Annotated in this window: 13 protein-coding genes; 3 read left to right on the top strand and 10 right to left on the bottom strand. The window is 68.1% G+C overall.

Annotated elements, in window-relative coordinates; translation table 11 throughout:
- Window positions 1-5: 5 nt before the first annotated feature.
- On the top strand, window positions 6-833 hold the full coding sequence (locus ACZK4Z_RS00590) for an META and DUF4377 domain-containing protein (protein ID WP_012509681.1): 828 nt from the start codon (window positions 6-8) through the stop codon (window positions 831-833).
- A 144-nt stretch (window positions 834-977) separates the two neighbouring features.
- On the opposite strand, the gene ACZK4Z_RS00585 is transcribed toward ACZK4Z_RS00590, so the two are convergent.
- The 9 genes from ACZK4Z_RS00585 to ACZK4Z_RS00545 all read right to left on the bottom strand — a co-directional run bounded on the left by ACZK4Z_RS00585 (window position 978) and on the right by ACZK4Z_RS00545 (window position 9950).
- A complete protein-coding gene (locus tag ACZK4Z_RS00585; protein WP_125893046.1) occupies window positions 978-1589 on the bottom strand; it encodes a YbhB/YbcL family Raf kinase inhibitor-like protein in 612 nt (203 codons plus the stop codon).
- Window positions 1590-1599: 10 nt separating this feature from the next.
- Complete coding sequence (locus ACZK4Z_RS00580) at window positions 1600-3669, bottom strand: tetratricopeptide repeat protein (protein WP_049398186.1); 2070 nt, start codon at window positions 3667-3669, stop codon at window positions 1600-1602.
- A 56-nt stretch (window positions 3670-3725) separates the two neighbouring features.
- Window positions 3726-4715: a YheT family hydrolase gene (locus ACZK4Z_RS00575; RefSeq protein ID WP_050509830.1), complete on the bottom strand. Its 990-nt coding sequence runs from the start codon at window positions 4713-4715 to the stop codon at window positions 3726-3728.
- A gap of 52 nt (window positions 4716-4767) precedes the next feature.
- Complete coding sequence (locus ACZK4Z_RS00570) at window positions 4768-5559, bottom strand: lysophospholipid acyltransferase family protein (protein WP_049398187.1); 792 nt, start codon at window positions 5557-5559, stop codon at window positions 4768-4770.
- Between the two features lie 120 nt (window positions 5560-5679).
- Window positions 5680-6114 (bottom strand): hotdog fold thioesterase, encoded by a 435-nt coding sequence (locus tag ACZK4Z_RS00565; RefSeq protein WP_032128719.1) that lies wholly within the window; start codon window positions 6112-6114, stop codon window positions 5680-5682.
- Between the two features lie 10 nt (window positions 6115-6124).
- Entirely contained in the window at window positions 6125-8176 is a 2052-nt protein-coding gene (locus ACZK4Z_RS00560) for a phospholipase D family protein (protein ID WP_125893044.1), read from the bottom strand.
- Entirely contained in the window at window positions 8173-8790 is a 618-nt protein-coding gene (locus tag ACZK4Z_RS00555) for a YceI family protein (protein ID WP_032128717.1), read from the bottom strand. Before ACZK4Z_RS00555 ends, ACZK4Z_RS00560 begins: the two co-directional genes overlap by 4 nt.
- A gap of 4 nt (window positions 8791-8794) precedes the next feature.
- Window positions 8795-9271 (bottom strand): SixA phosphatase family protein, encoded by a 477-nt coding sequence (locus tag ACZK4Z_RS00550; protein ID WP_005407539.1) that lies wholly within the window; start codon window positions 9269-9271, stop codon window positions 8795-8797.
- Window positions 9272-9320: 49 nt separating this feature from the next.
- Window positions 9321-9950, bottom strand: a complete 630-nt coding sequence (locus ACZK4Z_RS00545; RefSeq protein WP_010487235.1) for a ParA family protein — start codon at window positions 9948-9950, stop codon at window positions 9321-9323.
- A 123-nt stretch (window positions 9951-10073) separates the two neighbouring features.
- Between ACZK4Z_RS00545 and ACZK4Z_RS00540 the strand changes: the two genes are divergently transcribed.
- Window positions 10074-11558, top strand: a complete 1485-nt coding sequence (locus ACZK4Z_RS00540) for an AAA family ATPase (protein WP_049398189.1) — start codon at window positions 10074-10076, stop codon at window positions 11556-11558.
- Window positions 11559-12144: 586 nt separating this feature from the next.
- Here ACZK4Z_RS00540 and ACZK4Z_RS00535 read toward each other — a convergent pair.
- On the bottom strand, window positions 12145-12780 hold the full coding sequence (locus tag ACZK4Z_RS00535) for a tetratricopeptide repeat protein (RefSeq protein WP_032128715.1): 636 nt from the start codon (window positions 12778-12780) through the stop codon (window positions 12145-12147).
- 168 nt (window positions 12781-12948) lie between these two features.
- Between ACZK4Z_RS00535 and ACZK4Z_RS00530 the strand changes: the two genes are divergently transcribed.
- A complete protein-coding gene (locus tag ACZK4Z_RS00530) occupies window positions 12949-16635 on the top strand; it encodes an indolepyruvate ferredoxin oxidoreductase family protein (protein WP_125893042.1) in 3687 nt (1228 codons plus the stop codon).
- Window positions 16636-16725: the final 90 nt, after the last annotated feature.

Here is a 16725-nt window from a genome sequence, read left to right as displayed (position 1 = left end):
TCACCATGAACCGCAAGCTCACCCTGCTCCTCCCGCTGGCCCTGCTGGCCGCCTGCAGCCAGACCCCGGCCCCGGCCGGCACCGGCGGCGACGACGTGGCCCCGGCCGCGGCCAAGGCAGCAGACCAGCAGACGCTGGCGCACCTGGACGCGCAGCGCCTGCAGAGCCAGCACTGGCTGCTGCAGCAGGCCACCGCCGCCGACGGCAAGCGCATCGACGCGCTGTTCGCCCGCGAAGACAAGCCGGTCACCCTGGACTTCGCTGATGGCCGCCTGTCGGTCAGCAACGCCTGCAACCACATGGGTGGCGGCTACACCCTGGCCGACGGCAAGCTGACGGTCAGTGCGATGGCCTCGACCATGATGGCCTGCACCGACAAGGCGCTGATGGCGCTGGACGAGGCCGTGTCGAGCCGCCTGCAGGGCGAGCTGAAGGCCGAGCAGGATGCCGATGGCAAGCTGACCCTGACCAACGCGAAGGGCGACGTGCTGGTGTTCAACCCGGAACCGACCGCTGAAACCCGCTACGGCGGCGCCGGCGAGACCGTATTCCTGGAAGTGGCCGCCAAGACCGAGAAGTGCTCGCACCCGCTGATCCCGGACTACCAGTGCCTGCAGGTGCGTGAAGTGAAGTTCGACGACAAGGGCCTGAAGCAGGGTGAGCCGGGCAAGTTCGAGAACTTCTACGGCAACATCGAGGGTTACACCCACGAGGACGGCGTGCGCAACGTGGTGCGCGTGAAGCGCTACGAAGTGAAGAACCCGCCGGCCGATGCGCCGTCGCAGGCGTACGTGCTGGACATGGTGGTCGAGTCGGCCATCGAGAAGAAATAAAACGATGGAAGGGCGGCCGAAAGGCCGCCCTTCTTCGTTCTGTAGAGTCGAGCCATGCTCGACTACTTTCACGGTGAGTCGAGCATGGCTCGACCCTACAGAAAGCAAAGCCGAGCGTGGGCTCGGCTCTACAGACAGCGAGCCTCAGCCCAGCGCCGGGTTCAACGTGTAGGTGCCATGCAGTGCGGCTTCGGCCAGCACGTGGCCGTGCATGGCGCGATATGCGTCGGCGGCGGTGAAGCGCGCCGGAAGCTCCAGCGAGGCCACATCCAGCGCGAACACGCGGAAGAAATAGCGGTGCATGCGCTCGTCGTTGAACGGCGGATAGGGGCCGTCATAGCCCAGGTAATCGCCGGCCATGTCCGGGTTGCCCGCAAACCAGCCGGTGAAGTCGTTCAGGCCCTGGCGGCTGCCCGCCGGGCCAGCCGGTGCGGTCTTGCCCTTCACCACGAAGCCATCGCTGCAGCTGCCGGCGGCGATCTCCTGCACCGAGGCCGGAATATCGGCCATCACCCAGTGCACGAAGTCGCAGCGCGGCTGGTCGCGCGGCACGGTCATGTCGCTGCGGCCGACCGTTTCCGCAACGGTCGGCACATCCGGGTCCACGCACACCAGCAGGAACGAACGCGTGCCTTCCGGTGCGCCGTTCCAGGCCAGGTGCGGATTGCGGTCCGGCGCGAAGCCGGTGGCATCGCCGGCGGCGAACGCGCGGTCGATCGGCGCGCCGTTGGTCAGGCTGTGGCTGCTCAGTTGCATCGGCTTCTCCTTACTCTTCCGGGTAACCCAGGCGCACCGCAATCGGGGTGAGCTTGGCAAAGGCGGCGCTCATCACGTCGCGGTAGTTGCGCCAGTGGCCCGGCGGGAAGCGCGGTGCGCCCAGCTGTGCGGCCGGCGGCATCTGCCGCTCGAACAGGCGTCCCAGCAGCTCGGCCATCGCGTGCGGATCATTGCCGATCTGGTCGATGCGCAGCAGCACGTGCGGATACAGTTCTTCCTCATGCAGGGTGGCAACCTGCGCCAGCCCGCGCGCCAGCCATTCGCTGGCTTCAGCCAGCGAGGTCATCGCCAGCGGAGCGGCAGCGCCGTAGGCCACCCAGTCCAGCAGCATGTCGCGCGGGTCACGCAGCACGAGCACCAGTCGTCCCTGCGGCAGCTGCGGGCGCAGCGCCCACAGCAGGGCGTTGTCCCACCACAGCAGCCAGTCGATGACGGCATCGCCCTGCAGGCCACGCGCCGGCAGCTGCTCGCGCCAGCGCTGCACCAGCCGCTCCGGGGTCAGCACGCCGGAGGCGAGGTCCTGCAGCGTGTGGTAGTTCTGGAATGCATCATCCGGCGGATTGCTGGTGTAGCGGTCGCTGCGCAGCACCGGGCTGGCGGCCGCCAGGCCGGTCGCAACCCGCTCCACACCCGAACCCGGCGCACCCCACAGGAAGATCGGCGCGGAGCTGGCATCACTGTCGATCTCGCCCTTCTCCGGCCAGCTCGGCGGCGCCTTGGCCTGCGGTGGAAGCGGCAGGCGCTGCGGTGCCTGGTCGGCCTGCAGCGCCATCCACGTCTGCAGCGCCTGTTCCGGCTGGCCAGCGCGGTCCTGGATTTCACCCAGCCAGGTACGCAGGTCGGCGCGATGGCCGTCCGGCGCCCTGTCGATCAGCGCCTGCACGCGCGCGATCGCGGCAACCGGATCACGCTGCAGCAGGCCTTCGACCAGGCGTGTTTCGCCACTGACGCGGCCCGGTTCGAGGCTGACGATACGTTCGGCGATGGCTTCGGCCTGTTCGTGTTCGCCCACCATGTCATGCAGGCGCAGGCGTGCTTCCAGTGCCGGCAGATGACCCGGCATCGCGTCCATCCAGCGCTCCACGGTCGCCGCGGCGGTCGGGCTGCCGACTTCTTCCACGGCCAGGCGTGCCAGCCACAGGTCGTGCAGCTGCGGATGCTGTTCCAGGGCCGCGTCCAGGCGCGCGCGCGCCTCGTCTTCGCGGCCCAGGCGCTGCCAGGACATCAGCAGCAGCTGCAGCACCTGGCGGTCGTCGGGGATCGATTCCAGCAACGGCAGCAGATGGTCCAGCGCCTGCAGCGGCTGGCCGCCGCGCAGCGACAGTTCACCGGCCAGGCGACGCATCGACGGCGTATCCATGCCTTCCTGCTGAAGCGCGATCTGCATCGCTTCGGCAGCCGCCTCCAGGTTGCCCTGGCGCAGCGCCAACTGCACTACCAGGCCATGCAGCGAGCTGATGGCCGGGTTCAGCTCCAGCACGCGGCGGAACGCCTGCTCGGCGAAGGCCAGCATGTCCTTGCCCAGGTAGGCGAAGCCCAGTGCGTACAGCACGCGGGTGTCGTTGGGCTGCGCCTGGTTGGCCGCCGACAGCAGCGTCAGCGCACGATCCGGGTCGTCGCGGCGCAGCGCGATCATGCCGTCGATGGTCAGCAGTTCCGGGTGGTCCGGCTCAACGCGCGAGGCCAGCGTGGACAGGCGCTGGGCTTCATCGAAGTCGTTGCGGCCGATCGCCAGGTGCGCCTGCATCAGATAGGCGGCGAATGAGTTCGGGTCAAGCCCGGTGGTACGTGCCAGCGCTTCGTCAGCGCCCTGGTACTGGCGCAGGGCGAGCAGCAGGCCAGCGTGCTGCAGGTGCAGCTGGGCATCATCGGGGGCCAGCTGCAACGCCTGCTGCAGCGCCTCCATCGCATCCTCGGCCTTGCCCTGCTGCTGCAGCGCAAGCGCCAGCCAGCGGTGGGCTTCGGCCTGGCCGGGTTCATCACGGGTCCACGCCTGGGCCAGCTGCACGGCCTGGTCGGCCTGGTTCTGGCGCAACGCTTGGATGATCTGGTCTTGCATGGCGGTCCGGTTCAAGTGCAAACCCGCATTGTAGCGGTCCACGCACCGGTGCCGGTTCAGCCCGCCAGCACCCGCTGCAGGCGCTGTGCCACCCAGCGCTCGGAGAAGCCGTCACCCCGCCAGTTTTCCAGGAAGCCGCAGTGGCCTCCCCAGCAGGCGGTTTCCAGGTGCGCCTGGCGCGGCAGCTGCCAATCGCTGAAGGTCGCGTACGGGATCACCGGGTCGTCCTGCGCCATCAGGATGTCGGCCGGCACCTGCAGGGTGGACAGGCGGTCACCGGCAATCGAATAGCCATCGAAATAGGCCTGCAGCGAGCCGAAGGTGGTGTGCCGTTCGACCAGCCAGGCAGTCAGTGCACGGATGTCCAGCTTCAGCACGCGATCGTCGCAGTCGCTCAGCTCGGGAAACAGATCGCGCTTGCGGCGCAGCGAGCCGGCCCATTTGCGGCGGAAGTACCAGTCGTACATCGCCGGGCCGTTTTCGATGCTCTCCATCGTCAGCCCCGGGTCCAGCACCGGGCACACCGAGGCCACCCGCAGCAGCGGCACGCCGGCAGCCGGCGCGCGCAGGGCCAGGCGCAGCACGAAGTTGCCACCCAGCGAATAGCCGGCGGCCACCAGCGGCAGCTGCGGCCAGCGCTGGGCGATGTCACCCGCGGCATGCACCACTTCATCGATCAGGTTGGAGTGGAAGATGCCGGGGTTCAGATGGTGGGTGTTGCCATGGTCGCGGAAGTTCAGCCGCACAACATCGAAACCCTGTTCGATCATGCGCGCGGCAGCCATGCGCATGTAACTGGATTCGGCACTGCCCTCCCAGCCATGCAGCAGCAGGGCCATGCCCTTCGGTTCGCGGCCTTCGACATGGCTGTGCCAGCCCTGCAGGCGCACGCCATCACCGCCGTCGAGGATCAGCTCTTCGCTGACCGCACCGGTGGCGGCCAGCAGCAGCAGGCCGCGCTGCAGGCGCATGCGGCTGGAGCTGAGCATCGACTGCAGGTGCGGATTGCGCAGCCAGCGCGGCGGCTGGTAGTCAGTCGCATGCAACGTCGGTGTACCGGCGTCCAGGACGGGTGGCGGGACCAGGGCCACCGTGCCCTCAGCCGGTGCTCATGGCCGCCACGATGCGCGCGCGCGAGGTTTCCGCGATGCGTCGACGGCCTTCCAGGTCCTGGGTACCGATCGGCTCCAGGAAATGCACTTCGGTATGCCGCGCCGGCTCACCCAGCAGGCGCAGGAAATTGGCGGCGAAACTCTCGCCCGGGCCGAATGCCACGATGGTCTGTGCGTCACCCTTGAACCCATAGACCAGCGCCACAGGCTGCACCGGAACACCGGTTTCGACCGCGGCCTGGAAGATGCGGGCATGGAACGGCCCCACTTCATGGCCACCGCGGGTGCGCCCTTCCGGGAACACGCCTACTGCCTTGCCGGCACGCAGGCGATCGGCCATCACCTGCATCACGCCACCGAGCGATTCGGTATTGCCGCGCTGGTGGAAGATGGTCTGCCCGCGCGCGGCGAGCCAACCGACCAGCGGCCAGCTGGCGATTTCGCGCTTGGCGACGAAGCCCATCATGCGCTGGCTGTGCAGGATGCTGATGTCCACCCAGCTGACGTGGTTGGCGACGAACAGCACGGCACCGGGCAAGGGCTGGCCCACCCGTGACAGGCGGAAGCCGAAGATCCACATCAGGCCCCCCTGCCACCAGTTCACCACCTTCGCCCCGAAGGTATCCTCGCCCACGCGCAGCTCGCCCCACGGCGGAAGCATGCCGATCAGGATCAGCGGCAGGAACACGATGATGTGGACCAACAGCAGCGGTACGCGGTACAGGTAACGGCACACACGCGCCACGCCGCCACGGGGGGCCGGAGTGGGGGAAGTCATCCGCGCACGATACCGGAGCGCCGCAGCAGCTGCCAGCCGATTTAGGCCATAACCGCCATTGACCGGGGCAATCGGCGGGGAACGCTGGGTTCTGCCGCCGTCAACACGCCCGCCGGGGGCTCAACCGTGGCCGGCGGCCACCACCGCCAGGGTCAGCCGAGAGATGCACACCAGCCGGCCCTGCTCGTCTTCGATGCGGATCTCCCACAGCTGGGTGCTGCGGCCGACGTGCAGCGCGCGGGCGGTGCCGGTGACCGTGCCCGAGCGCACGGCGCGCACGTGGTTGGCGTTGATTTCCAGGCCCACGCAGATCTGCTTGCCGGTATCCACGCACAGGTTGCCGGCGCTGCTGCCCAAGGTCTCGGCCAGCACCACCGAGGCACCGCCGTGCAGGATGCCGTACGGCTGCCGGGTGCGCTCGTCCACCGGCATGGTGGCCTGCAGCCAGTCTTCGCCCGCAGCGCTGAAGACGATGCCGAGGGATTCGATCGCCGTGTTGCGGCTGAGCGCGTTGAGCTGCTCGATGGAAACGGCTTCGCGGAATACCTGGGTCATGCGGGCACCTTCAGAGGATGGGAACGAGGCCGGCGCCGAATGCAGTCAGCATGCGCACCAGCAGCCACTTCGGGCCGACGTTGACTTCGGGGAAGTCGCCGACGGCGACGTAGCAGTTGTGGAACGCCGGGTCCTGCCGTGGCAGCGGCTGTGGGCAGTCCGGACCGGGCTTGAACTCGTAGTCGGTGGCGTAGCGCCACGGCCAGAAGTCGAGGATCGGCAGCGCTTCGGAGGCTTTGCCGACGCTGTAGTTCAGGCCCGACAGCACTGGCGGCTTGGCCCGCGGCGCCACTGTCCACGAGTTCTGCGGATGGGTATCGCGCAGGATGCTCTCGGCCAGCTGCTCGGCAAACACCGGATCGTCGATGATCACCGCGCCTTCGGTGTTGTAGTTCTCGCTGCGCGGATCGAAGTTGTGGGTGCCGACCACGCCGATGCGGCGATCGACCACCAGCGACTTGGCGTGCAGGCCCATGCGGGCGCCCTTGCGGGTGACCGGCAACGGCTTGTTGACCGCCTTGCTGCCCAGGAACGACGGACGCGTCTCGGTGCGCAGCAGGCGCGTTTCCACCTCGCTGCCGGCGGCGCGGCGACGTTCGCGCGCGTTCTGGTAGGCACTGCCGGTACGCGGATGATGCACCGCCACCTGCTTGCGGGGCGCGGCCAGATCCCCTTCGCTGCCACCACCGGCATTGCTGCCAGCGGCGCTGCCGCCGATCAGCGGATTGCGCCCGCCGTCGTCGTCGCCTCCGGGCGCGGCGATCGGGTCGGGCAGCAGATTGCGGTAGTCGACCGGTGCATCCAGCGGGAACGGCTTGTACTCGAAGATGTTGAAGCCCAGTTCGCGCATGTTGCGTCGCTTGTACTTGTACGACAGCGCATACACGATCGGGTTGTCGGTGGCCGCCAGGCTGTTGCTGGACACCACCACGCGCGGCGGCTGCGGGCGCTTGCGCAGCTCGCGGAACAGCTTCTGCGCCGGCTTGGACAGCACCAGGTACGGCGTCTGCAGGATCACTTCCTTCTGCGCACCGGCAATGAGTGCGTCCAGCTGCGGCTCGGTCACATGCTGGCCGGCCAGCGGGGCATCGGCCTTCTCGCGGCGGTGCTTGCGCGGCAGGTCGGCGACGTAGCGCACCGAGGCCACCGGCAGCGCGGTATCCACGAAGGAACGGGTGACGAACTCCATGTCATTGGCTTCAGCGCTGACCCGCTGCACCCGCTCCGGGCGGCGGAACGTGGCGGGCGGCAGCACCGGCACGCCTTCGCGCAGCAGGGTGCGGCCCACGTCATTCAGGCGCTCGGCCGGCACGCTGCGCTTGGCGCGCCAGAACGCATCGAAGTTGGCCGCCATCGCCCGCGCTTCCGGGCCGGCGATCATGACGTCGCGATCGCGGAAGTTGTACTCGCGATCCCAGTCGTAATAGTCGTCCTGGTAGTTGCGGCCGCCGACCACGCCGATCGCATCGTCGATCACCAGCAGCTTGTTGTGCATGCGCTGGTTGAAGCGACGGAAGCAGCACAGCACGCTGCCGGCGTAATCGAAGTAGTTCAGCCGGGCCTTGCCGAAGGTCGGGTTGTAGACCCGCAGCTGGAAGTTCTGGTGGGCGCCGGACAATGCGCCAAGGATCTGCAGGTCGGAGATCGCCGAGAGCTGGTCGATCAGCACGCGCACCTTCACCCCGCGCCGCGACGCGGCCAGCAGTTCGTCGATAACCAGCCGCGCGCTGTCGTCCTTGTCGAAGATGTAGGTCTGCAGGTCGATGCTGCGGGTGGCACTGCGCAGCAGGTTCAGGCGCGCCACCAGGGCGCCCTCGCCCTCGTCCAGCAGGGTGGCGTAGTGGCGCGGCTGCTCCGGGGTGGATTCGGTGAACGCCCGGCCGGCCAGCGCCCGCAGCGGCGAATCCTGTGCGCAGCGGTCGGCGCGCTGACAGTCGACCTGGATCGAGCGCGCCTGCACGGCGATCGCTTCGGCGCGGTCGCGCTCGGCATTGGACAGCGATGCACAACCGCTGCCCAGCAACACGGTTGCCAGCGCCAGTACACGCAGCAGGAGGTTCACGGTTTCGGCGCCTCGCTCAGGCGCGCTCGCAATACGAAGGTCACTCGGTCACTCAAGGCAAGCTGCCAGCTGTCCATTCCATACCGGCCTCGCTGCACGGTACCGCGGCTGACGACGTCGCAATCATAGCCGGGTCGGGCGCAATCCGCCTTCTCGACCTTCAGTGTCTCGGGGTGGCTGATCCCGCGCAGGGTCAGCCGCCCGTTGATGTCGCCCCCGTCTTCCACGGTCTCCGGCCAGTACGGCAGCGAGTCGAACTCGACCACCGGGTGGCGGCCTGCGTCGAAGAACTCCTCGCCGCGCATCCAGCCGGTGTAGCGCGCCTTGCCGGGGATCTCGACCGAGCGCGTGAACATCTTCAGGTGCACCTGGTGGCGGCCGTCGGAGAGGATCTCGATGCGACCCTCGAAGTGCGGGAACAGGCCTTCGATGCGTTGCCCGAAGCGGGTCCGCACCTCGAAACCGATCTGCGAGCGCTGGGTATCCAGGTGCAGGACCCGGTGCGCTTCAGCGACCACCGGCGGCAAGGGCGTTGGCGGTGGCGCGGCAGCCCAGGCCGCGCCGGAAGCCAGCAGCACGGGCAGCAGAAAGCGGCTGCGCCGCGCCAGGCTCATTGGATCACGGCCACCAGAACGCGTTCAGGCTGGCCACGCCCGGCTCGATCGAGGCCTCGCGCGGGAAGCCGAGCACGGCAATGCCGGCCGGCGGCATGCCGCGATAGTCGCTGCTGGTGCCTTCCGTCATCAACGCCACCAGGCGCTCCAGGCCGGGGTTGTGGCCGACGATCAGCACCCGGTCGAGGTCACGGCGGTCGTCCACCAGCGCCGCCAGGGTGCCGGGGGTAGCCTCGTAGATGCGGTCTTCCAGGCGCTTCTCGACATAGCCGATGGTGCCGAGCACGGCTTCCAGGGTCTCCCGGGTGCGCCGCGCCGGTGAGCACAGCACACAGTCCGGCAGCAGGTTGTTCTCCTTCAGCCACTTGCCGGCGGCTTCGGCTTCGGCGAGCCCCACCGGCGACAACGGCCGGTCGAGGTCGGCCTGGCCGGGGGTAGCCGGTTCGGCATGGGCATGGCGCAGCAGGATCAGTTCACGCATCGCGGGTTTCCATGAAGAAGAGGATGCAGCAGAAAGAGTGACGCAGGCATCAAAGCTTCAGCCAGGACAGCAGCGGCTCCCAGTCGGCCTGGTGCTCGCGCACCTGGGCCGAGCGGTAGTCGAACAGGCTGCGGCCCAGGCCGGTCATGACCACATAGCTCTGGCTGTCGCGCAGCTGCGCGACCACCGGGTACGGCCATTCACCCAGCATCTGCAGCGCCTGCTGCGAGGTCTGGGTCCATGGTTTGGTACGGTTGAGCACCAGCCCCACCGGCAGCTTGCGGCTGTGCACGCGCGGGTTCTGGGCCAGGCTGTTGAGGAAGCCGACGATCGCTTCGATGTCCAGCGCCGAGGGCAGCACCGGTACCACCACCGCGTCGGCTGCGTCGAGGAAATGGGGAATATCGTCAGCCAGGGCACCGGCCGGCGCATCGATGATGACGGTGTCGGTGCCGTCGGGCAGCTTCTGCGCCCACTGCTTCTTCCGATACACGTCGATGGGGAGCACCGCGCTTTCCAGCCCGGCACGGCGTTGTGCCCAGCGGGTGCTGGAACCCTGCGGGTCGGCATCGGCAATCACCGTGGCCTTGCCCTGCAATGCCGCGTACGCGGCCAGGTGGGTGGCGACGGTGGTCTTGCCCACCCCGCCCTTGGAACCGGCCACCAGGATCGTCTTCATGCCAGCCTCGCTTCCGGGTACGTGCCCCGAGCGTACACCGGTGATGGTGACGGGAGGTAGCGTCGTGCTGAACCAGCGGCCATCGCCTTTGCTATCGTGGCGCCCCCGAAGGATCGAACCGGCATGAGCGAACTGCAGGATCTGAGCGCGTTGATCCGCGCCAATACCCCACTGATCGTCATCGAGACCCAGGACGAGGGTCGCATCGTCGAGCTGTTCCGGCAGACGCTGATGCACGTATGGCGGGCGCTGCACCGCTGGTCGATCACCGAGGGCCTGCGCCGGATCGACCTGGACAGCGAGGACCCGCCGGTCGGGCCACCCGATGCCAGCGCGGCCCTGCAGATGATCCGCCAGGCCGACCAGCGCGGCGTCTACCTGCTGCTCGATTTCCACCCCTACCTGGGCTATGCCAGCCACCAGCGCGCCCTGCGCGACCTGATCCAGCGCCGCCACAGCGAGCCGCATGTGCTGGTGCTGATCGGTGCCAAGGTGGAACTGCCGGCCGAGCTGGAAGCACTGGCGGTGCGCTTCAACCCGCGCCTGCCCGATGCCAATGCCCTGCTGAAGATGCTGCGCGAGGAGGCCGACGCCTATGCGCGCGAGCATGGCGGCCGCCGGGTTGAAGTCGACAGCGAGGCGGTGAAGAAAATCCTGAAGAACCTGCAGGGCCTGAGCCTGGTCGATGCCCGGCGCATCGCGCGCCAGCTGATCTACGCCGATGGCGCACTGCGCGACGACGACCTGCCACAGCTGGCGCGGCTGAAGTTCGAGCTGCTCAACCGCAGCGGCCACCTGTTCTTCGAACATGACAGCGCGCGCTTCGGCGATGTGGCCGGTGCCAACCGGCTCAAGCGCTGGATCAACCAACGCCGGGTGGCGTTCATTGCCGGCTCCGCCCCGGCCGGGCTGGACCCGCCGCGCGGCATGCTGCTGCTGGGCGTACAGGGCTGTGGCAAGTCGATGCTGGCCAAGGCCACCGCCGCCGGCTTCGGCGTGCCCCTGCTGCGCCTGGACGTGGGCGCGCTGTACAACAAGTACCACGGCGAGACCGAAGCCAACCTGCGCCAGGCGCTGGCCTCGGCCGAACAACTCGCGCCCTGCGTGCTGTGGATGGACGAGATCGAGAAGGGCCTGGCCAGCGGAGGCGAGGACGGCGGCGTGTCACGCCGCGTGCTCGGTTACCTGCTGACCTGGATGGCCGAACGCAAGGCACCGGTGTTCATCGTCGCCACCGCCAACCAGGTGCACGAGCTGCCCGCCGAGCTGCTGCGCAAGGGCCGCTTCGACGAGATCTTCTTCGTCGATCTGCCCTCGCCCGACGTGCGCGTGGAACTGCTGCGGCTGCACTTGGGCCGGCGCCAGCTCAACGCCGACGACTTCGCGCTGCCCGCGCTGGCGGCGGCCGCCAATGGTTTTTCCGGCGCCGAGATCGAGCAGGCGATCGTGGCCGGCCTGTATGCGGCGCATGCCGAGGGCCGGCCGCTGGACACCGAGCTGCTGATGACCGAGATCCGCGCCACCCGACCGCTGTCGGTGCTGATGGCAGAGCAGGTAGAAGCACTGCGTGCGTGGGCGTCGGGGCGGACGGTTTCCGCGGACGACTGAGGGGTTTCCACCGAACGGCGCAGCCCCTCGTGGCGGCGAGTTGGCCGTGAACATCAAAAGCCGCGCTTGGTCGGGCGGGATGGATTCGCGGGGGACGCCGTCAACCCGTCCATGGGGGCTTGGCCGCGGCATCCATGCCGCGGACACCCCCGCGAACCCACCCCGCCCGTCCTCTGGCAATTTCCGGGGGCGTCCGCCACGGAAAAGAAAAAAGAAGATCAAAAGCAAAAGCCGGTTGGCTGGCCGCTTCCTGTAGAGCCGAGCCCACACTCGGCTGCTCTTCGATCAGATATCGAATAGTCGATTCCGTTACAGATTCATCCACGCATGGCGTGGACCTACCGTGTCGACCAAGGTCGACACCTACCAACAGCTGCCGGAATCTGTCGAAGGCGGGGCACTGTGGGTTTGCGGGGTGTGAGCCGCATGGATGCGGCGACCAAGCCCCCAGGACGGGTTTACGGCGGCCCCGCAAACCCACAGTGCCCCGCCATCCCGCAGGAAGCCCGCTGTTGCTTCGGCTGTTGCTGTTGCTTCAGCTGTTGCCTCTGCGGGTGCCGGGTGCAACCCGGCCGAACCCCTTCCCTCAGGGCCAGGCAGGTGGTGCGGCCGCCCAGGCCTGCTGCACCTCGGCCAGCGACGCGCGCTCATCCTCACGCCACTGCGGCAGCAGCTGCCCATAGTTGGCCGTGGTACTCCACTGCGTCGGCTCGGTGCGTACCGCAGCCGCATACCACTGCACCGCCTCCTGCTTCTGCCCCATCCGCCACAATGCCAACGCATAGGTCGGTGGCACCCAGGTGGGCTTCGTACGGGCGTTGCTGGCCGATACCAGCCACTGTTCCAGCGCCGCCTCCGGCTTGCCCTGGCGCAGCAGGTCCCAACCGTAGTTCCAGCGCACGCTGCGGCCGCTGCTGCTCTGTGCCGGCGCCTCTTTCATCGCCTCGCCATACAGCTGCTCGGCCAGCTCGCCCCGGCCCTGCGCACCGGCCACCGATGCCAGCTGCACCGTCGCCTCCACCGCGCGGCGGCCGCGCTCACGCAGCTTGACCAGCTGGGCCACCAGCTCATCGCCCTCGCCCTGCACCGCCACCATCGGCGTTGCCGCCAGGTCGTTGTCGAAGTAGAACTCCTGTGGTGCCGGCACGGCCGGCGCGGCCCACGCCGTGGCCACTCCCGAGGCCAGCAGCACGCTGGCCAGGATCTTTCCTGGAACTGACATCCCTTCTCCCCAGGCCGCAACTGCAGCCTCCCTCTCTCTCCCCGATCCTAACCCCAGCACCGCCGCGGGCGCGAGTGCCGGGGCCTCGCGGCCCCGCTGCTACAATTCGCGCCTTTCCCGCCGCGTGCCTGCACGCGGCCGGTGCCAGCCGATCCTACCGGGCCAGCCATGACCAGTACCGCGCAACTCACTTCGCCCTCGTCCGCCGACCTGCTCGACCGTGATTACACGCTCGACCACAAGTACACCCGCAGCGAGGGGCGGATCTATCTGAGTGGCGTGCAGGCGCTGGTGCGGCTGCCGCTGATGCAGCGGCTGCGCGACGCCGCCGAAGGCATCGACAGCGCCGGCTTTGTCAGCGGCTACCGTGGCAGCCCGCTGGGTGGCTTCGACCTGGAGCTGTGGCGCGCGCGCAAGCACCTTGAAGCAGCCAAGGTGAAGTTCACCCCGGGCCTGAACGAGGACCTGGGCGCCACCATGGTGTGGGGCACGCAGCAGACCAACCTGTTCCCCGGCGCCAACGTGCAGGGCGTGTTCGGCATGTGGTACGGCAAGGGCCCGGGCGTGGACCGCTGCGGCGACGTGTTCAAGCACGCCAATGCCGCCGGCACCTCGCGCTACGGCGGCGTGCTGGCGCTGGCTGCCGACGACCATGCCTGCCGCAGCTCGACGCTGCCGCACGGCAGCGAGGACGAATTCGTCAGCGCGATGATGCCGGTGCTGAACCCGGCCGGCGTGCAGGACATCCTCGACATGGGCCTGCTGGGCTGGGCGATGAGCCGCTATACCGGCCGCTGGGTCGGCTTCAAGACGATCGCCGAGACGGTGGAATCGTCGGCCTCGGTCGAGGTCGACCCGATGGCGCGCCGCATCGTGCTGCCGGAAGACTTCGAGATGCCGTCGGGTGGTCTCAACATCCGCTGGCCGGACCCGCCGCTGGACCAGGAAATGCGCCTGCACCGCTATGCGGTGAAGGCGGCGCAGGCGTTTGCCCGCGCCAACGGCATCGACAAGGTGGTGATGGATGCGCCGCGCGCGCGGCTGGGCATCGTCACCACCGGCAAGAGCTATCTGGACGTGCTGCAGGCGCTGGAATACCTGGGCCTGGATGAAGTCGCGTGCGCCGACATCGGCATCCGCGTGTACAAGGTCGGCATGACCTGGCCGCTGGAACCGCAGGGCATCGCGCGCTTCGCGCAGGGCCTGGAAGACATCATCGTGGTGGAGGAGAAGCGTGCCTTCATCGAGCGCCAGATGAAGGAACAGTTCTTCAACTGGCCGGCCAGCTGGGGCCAGCGCCCGTCCATCGTCGGCAAGTACGACGAGAGCGGCGAATGGATCCTGCCGTCCACCGGTGAGCTGACGCCGGCCACCATCGCCGGCGTGATCGGCCGCCGCATCCAGAAGTTCTTCAACAACGAATCGATCGAGCAGCGCCTGCAGTGGATGCAGGAGAAGGAAGCCGAGCTTGCGTTGCCGCGCGCCAGCTTCCCGCGCGTACCGCACTACTGCTCGGGCTGCCCACACAACACCTCCACACAGGTGCCGGAAGGCTCGCGGGCGCTGGCCGGCATCGGTTGCCACTACATGGTGACCTGGATGGACCGCAGCACCGACACCTTCACTCACATGGGCGGCGAAGGCGTGACCTGGGCCGGGCAGGCGCCGTTCACCGACACCCCGCACGTATTCCAGAATCTGGGCGACGGCACCTATTTCCACAGTGGCTCGCTGGCGATCCGCCAGGCGGTCGCCGCCGGCGTCAACATCACCTACAAGATCCTCTACAACGACGCGGTGGCGATGACCGGCGGCCAGCCGGTGGACGGCCCGCTGAGCGTGCCCGACATCGCAAAGCAGATGCGCGCCGAAGGCATCCACACCATCGTGGTGCTGTCGGACAACATCGGCAAGTGGACCGGCCAGCGCGAGCACTTCCCCAGCGACGTCGAGTTCCACGACCGCAGCGAGCTGGATGAGGTGCAGAAGCGCCTGCGCGAGGTGAAGGGTGTTTCGATCCTGATCTACGAACAGACCTGCGCCACCGAGAAGCGCCGCCGCCGCAAGCGCGGCAAGCTGGAAGATCCGCAGAAGCGCGTGCTGATCAATTCGCTGGTCTGCGAAGGCTGTGGCGACTGCGGCAAGAAGAGCTTCTGCGTGTCGGTGCTGCCGAAGGAAACCGAGTTCGGGCGCAAGCGCGAGATCGATCAGTCCAACTGCAACAAGGACTATTCCTGCGTGAACGGTTTCTGCCCGAGCTTCGTCACCGTGCACGGTGGCCAGCCGCGCAAGGGCAGCAAGCGCGATGCTTCCACCCTGCTGGACAACCTGCCGGCACCGGCCATCCGCGGCACCCTCGAACAGCCCTGGAACATCCTGATCACCGGCGTCGGCGGTACCGGCGTGGTGACCATCGGCGCGCTGCTGGGCATGGCCGGCCACCTGGAAGGCAAGGGTGCGACCGTGCTCGACCAGACCGGCCTGGCACAGAAGGGCGGCGCGGTGACCACGCACATCCGCATCGCCCGTCGTCCCGAAGACATCCACGCCGTGCGCATCGCCGCCGGTGAGGCTGACCTGGTGGTGGGCTGCGACATGGTGGTGGTCAACGACTACTGGGCCCTGTCGAAGGTGCGTGCCGGCCGTTCGCAGGTGGTGCTGAACACCTACGAAGCGATGCCCGGTACCTTCACCACCCGCCCGGACATGCAGTTCCCCGCCGCCGACATCGTGGCCGGTGTGCGCGTGGCGCTGGGCGGCCAGGAGCCGTTGCTGCTGGATGCCACCCAGCTGGCCACCGCGCTGCTGGGCGATGCGATCGCCGCCAACCTGTTCATTCTCGGCTATGCGTGGCAGCAGGGCCTGGTGCCGCTGTCGTTCGATTCACTGATGCGCGCCATCGAGCTCAACGGCGCCGCCGTGGCGATGAACCAGCAGGCCTTCGCCTGGGGCCGCCTGGCCGTGGTCGACCCGCAGGCCGTGCAGCAGGCCGCCGGCCTGGTGCGCAACCGCCACACCGATACCGAATCCACTCCGGGCCCGCTGCACCCGCTGCCGCCGGGCGAGTGGGAGGGCAACGAATGGGGTGCCACCGCCGCACCGCGCAACACCGGCGACGAACGCGAACTGCGTGGCCTGCCCTCGCACGGTGGCGATGTTGCGTTCCTGCCGCTGGACGACGCCCGCCTGTCGCGCTCGCTGGATGAAATGATCGAGCGCCGCGCCGCGTTCCTGGTCGAGTACCAGGACGCTGCCTACGCCAACCGCTACCGCAGCCTGGTCGAGCGCGTGCGCGCCGCCGAAGCCGACCGCATCGGCGGTTCCACCGCGCTGACCGAGACCGTAGCCCGTTACCTGTTCAAGCTGATGGCCTACAAGGACGAGTACGAAGTGGCCCGCCTGTATACCAGTGGCGACTTCCAGCGCCGCCTGCAGCAGCAGTTCGAGGGCGATTACCAGCTGCGCTTCCACCTGGCACCGCCGCTGTTCGCCAAGAAGGACGAGCAGGGCCGGTTGCTGAAGAAGGAATACGGCCCGTGGATGTTCAAGGCCTTCGGCCTGCTGGCCAAGCTGAAGTTCCTGCGTGGTGGCCGCTTCGACGTGTTCGGACGCACCGAGGAACGCCGCATGGAGCGCAAGCTGATCGGCGATTACGAGGCCACCGTGCAGCTGCTGCTGGACGGCCTGGATGACGACCGTCTGGCGCTGGCGGTGGAGATCGCCAGCGTGCCCGAGCACATCCGCGGCTTCGGCCACGTCAAGGAAGCGCATTTCGAGCAGGCCAAGGCGCGCGAAGCCGCCCTGCTGGCGCAGTGGCGGAACCCAAAGGCGCTGCACATCGTGCAGGTGGCTTGAGCACCGCTGGCGGCGCGAAAGCAACCTATTGATTGCATATTGAGATAGCAATCGATAGGTTGCCTCCAGCGAAGGAAAGAGATAGGTTGC

This window comes from Stenotrophomonas sp. 71799_Sma (genome assembly GCF_056482505.1).
Note: the sequence above shows the minus strand (reverse complement) of the source record. Positions and strands in the feature narration are given on the sequence as shown.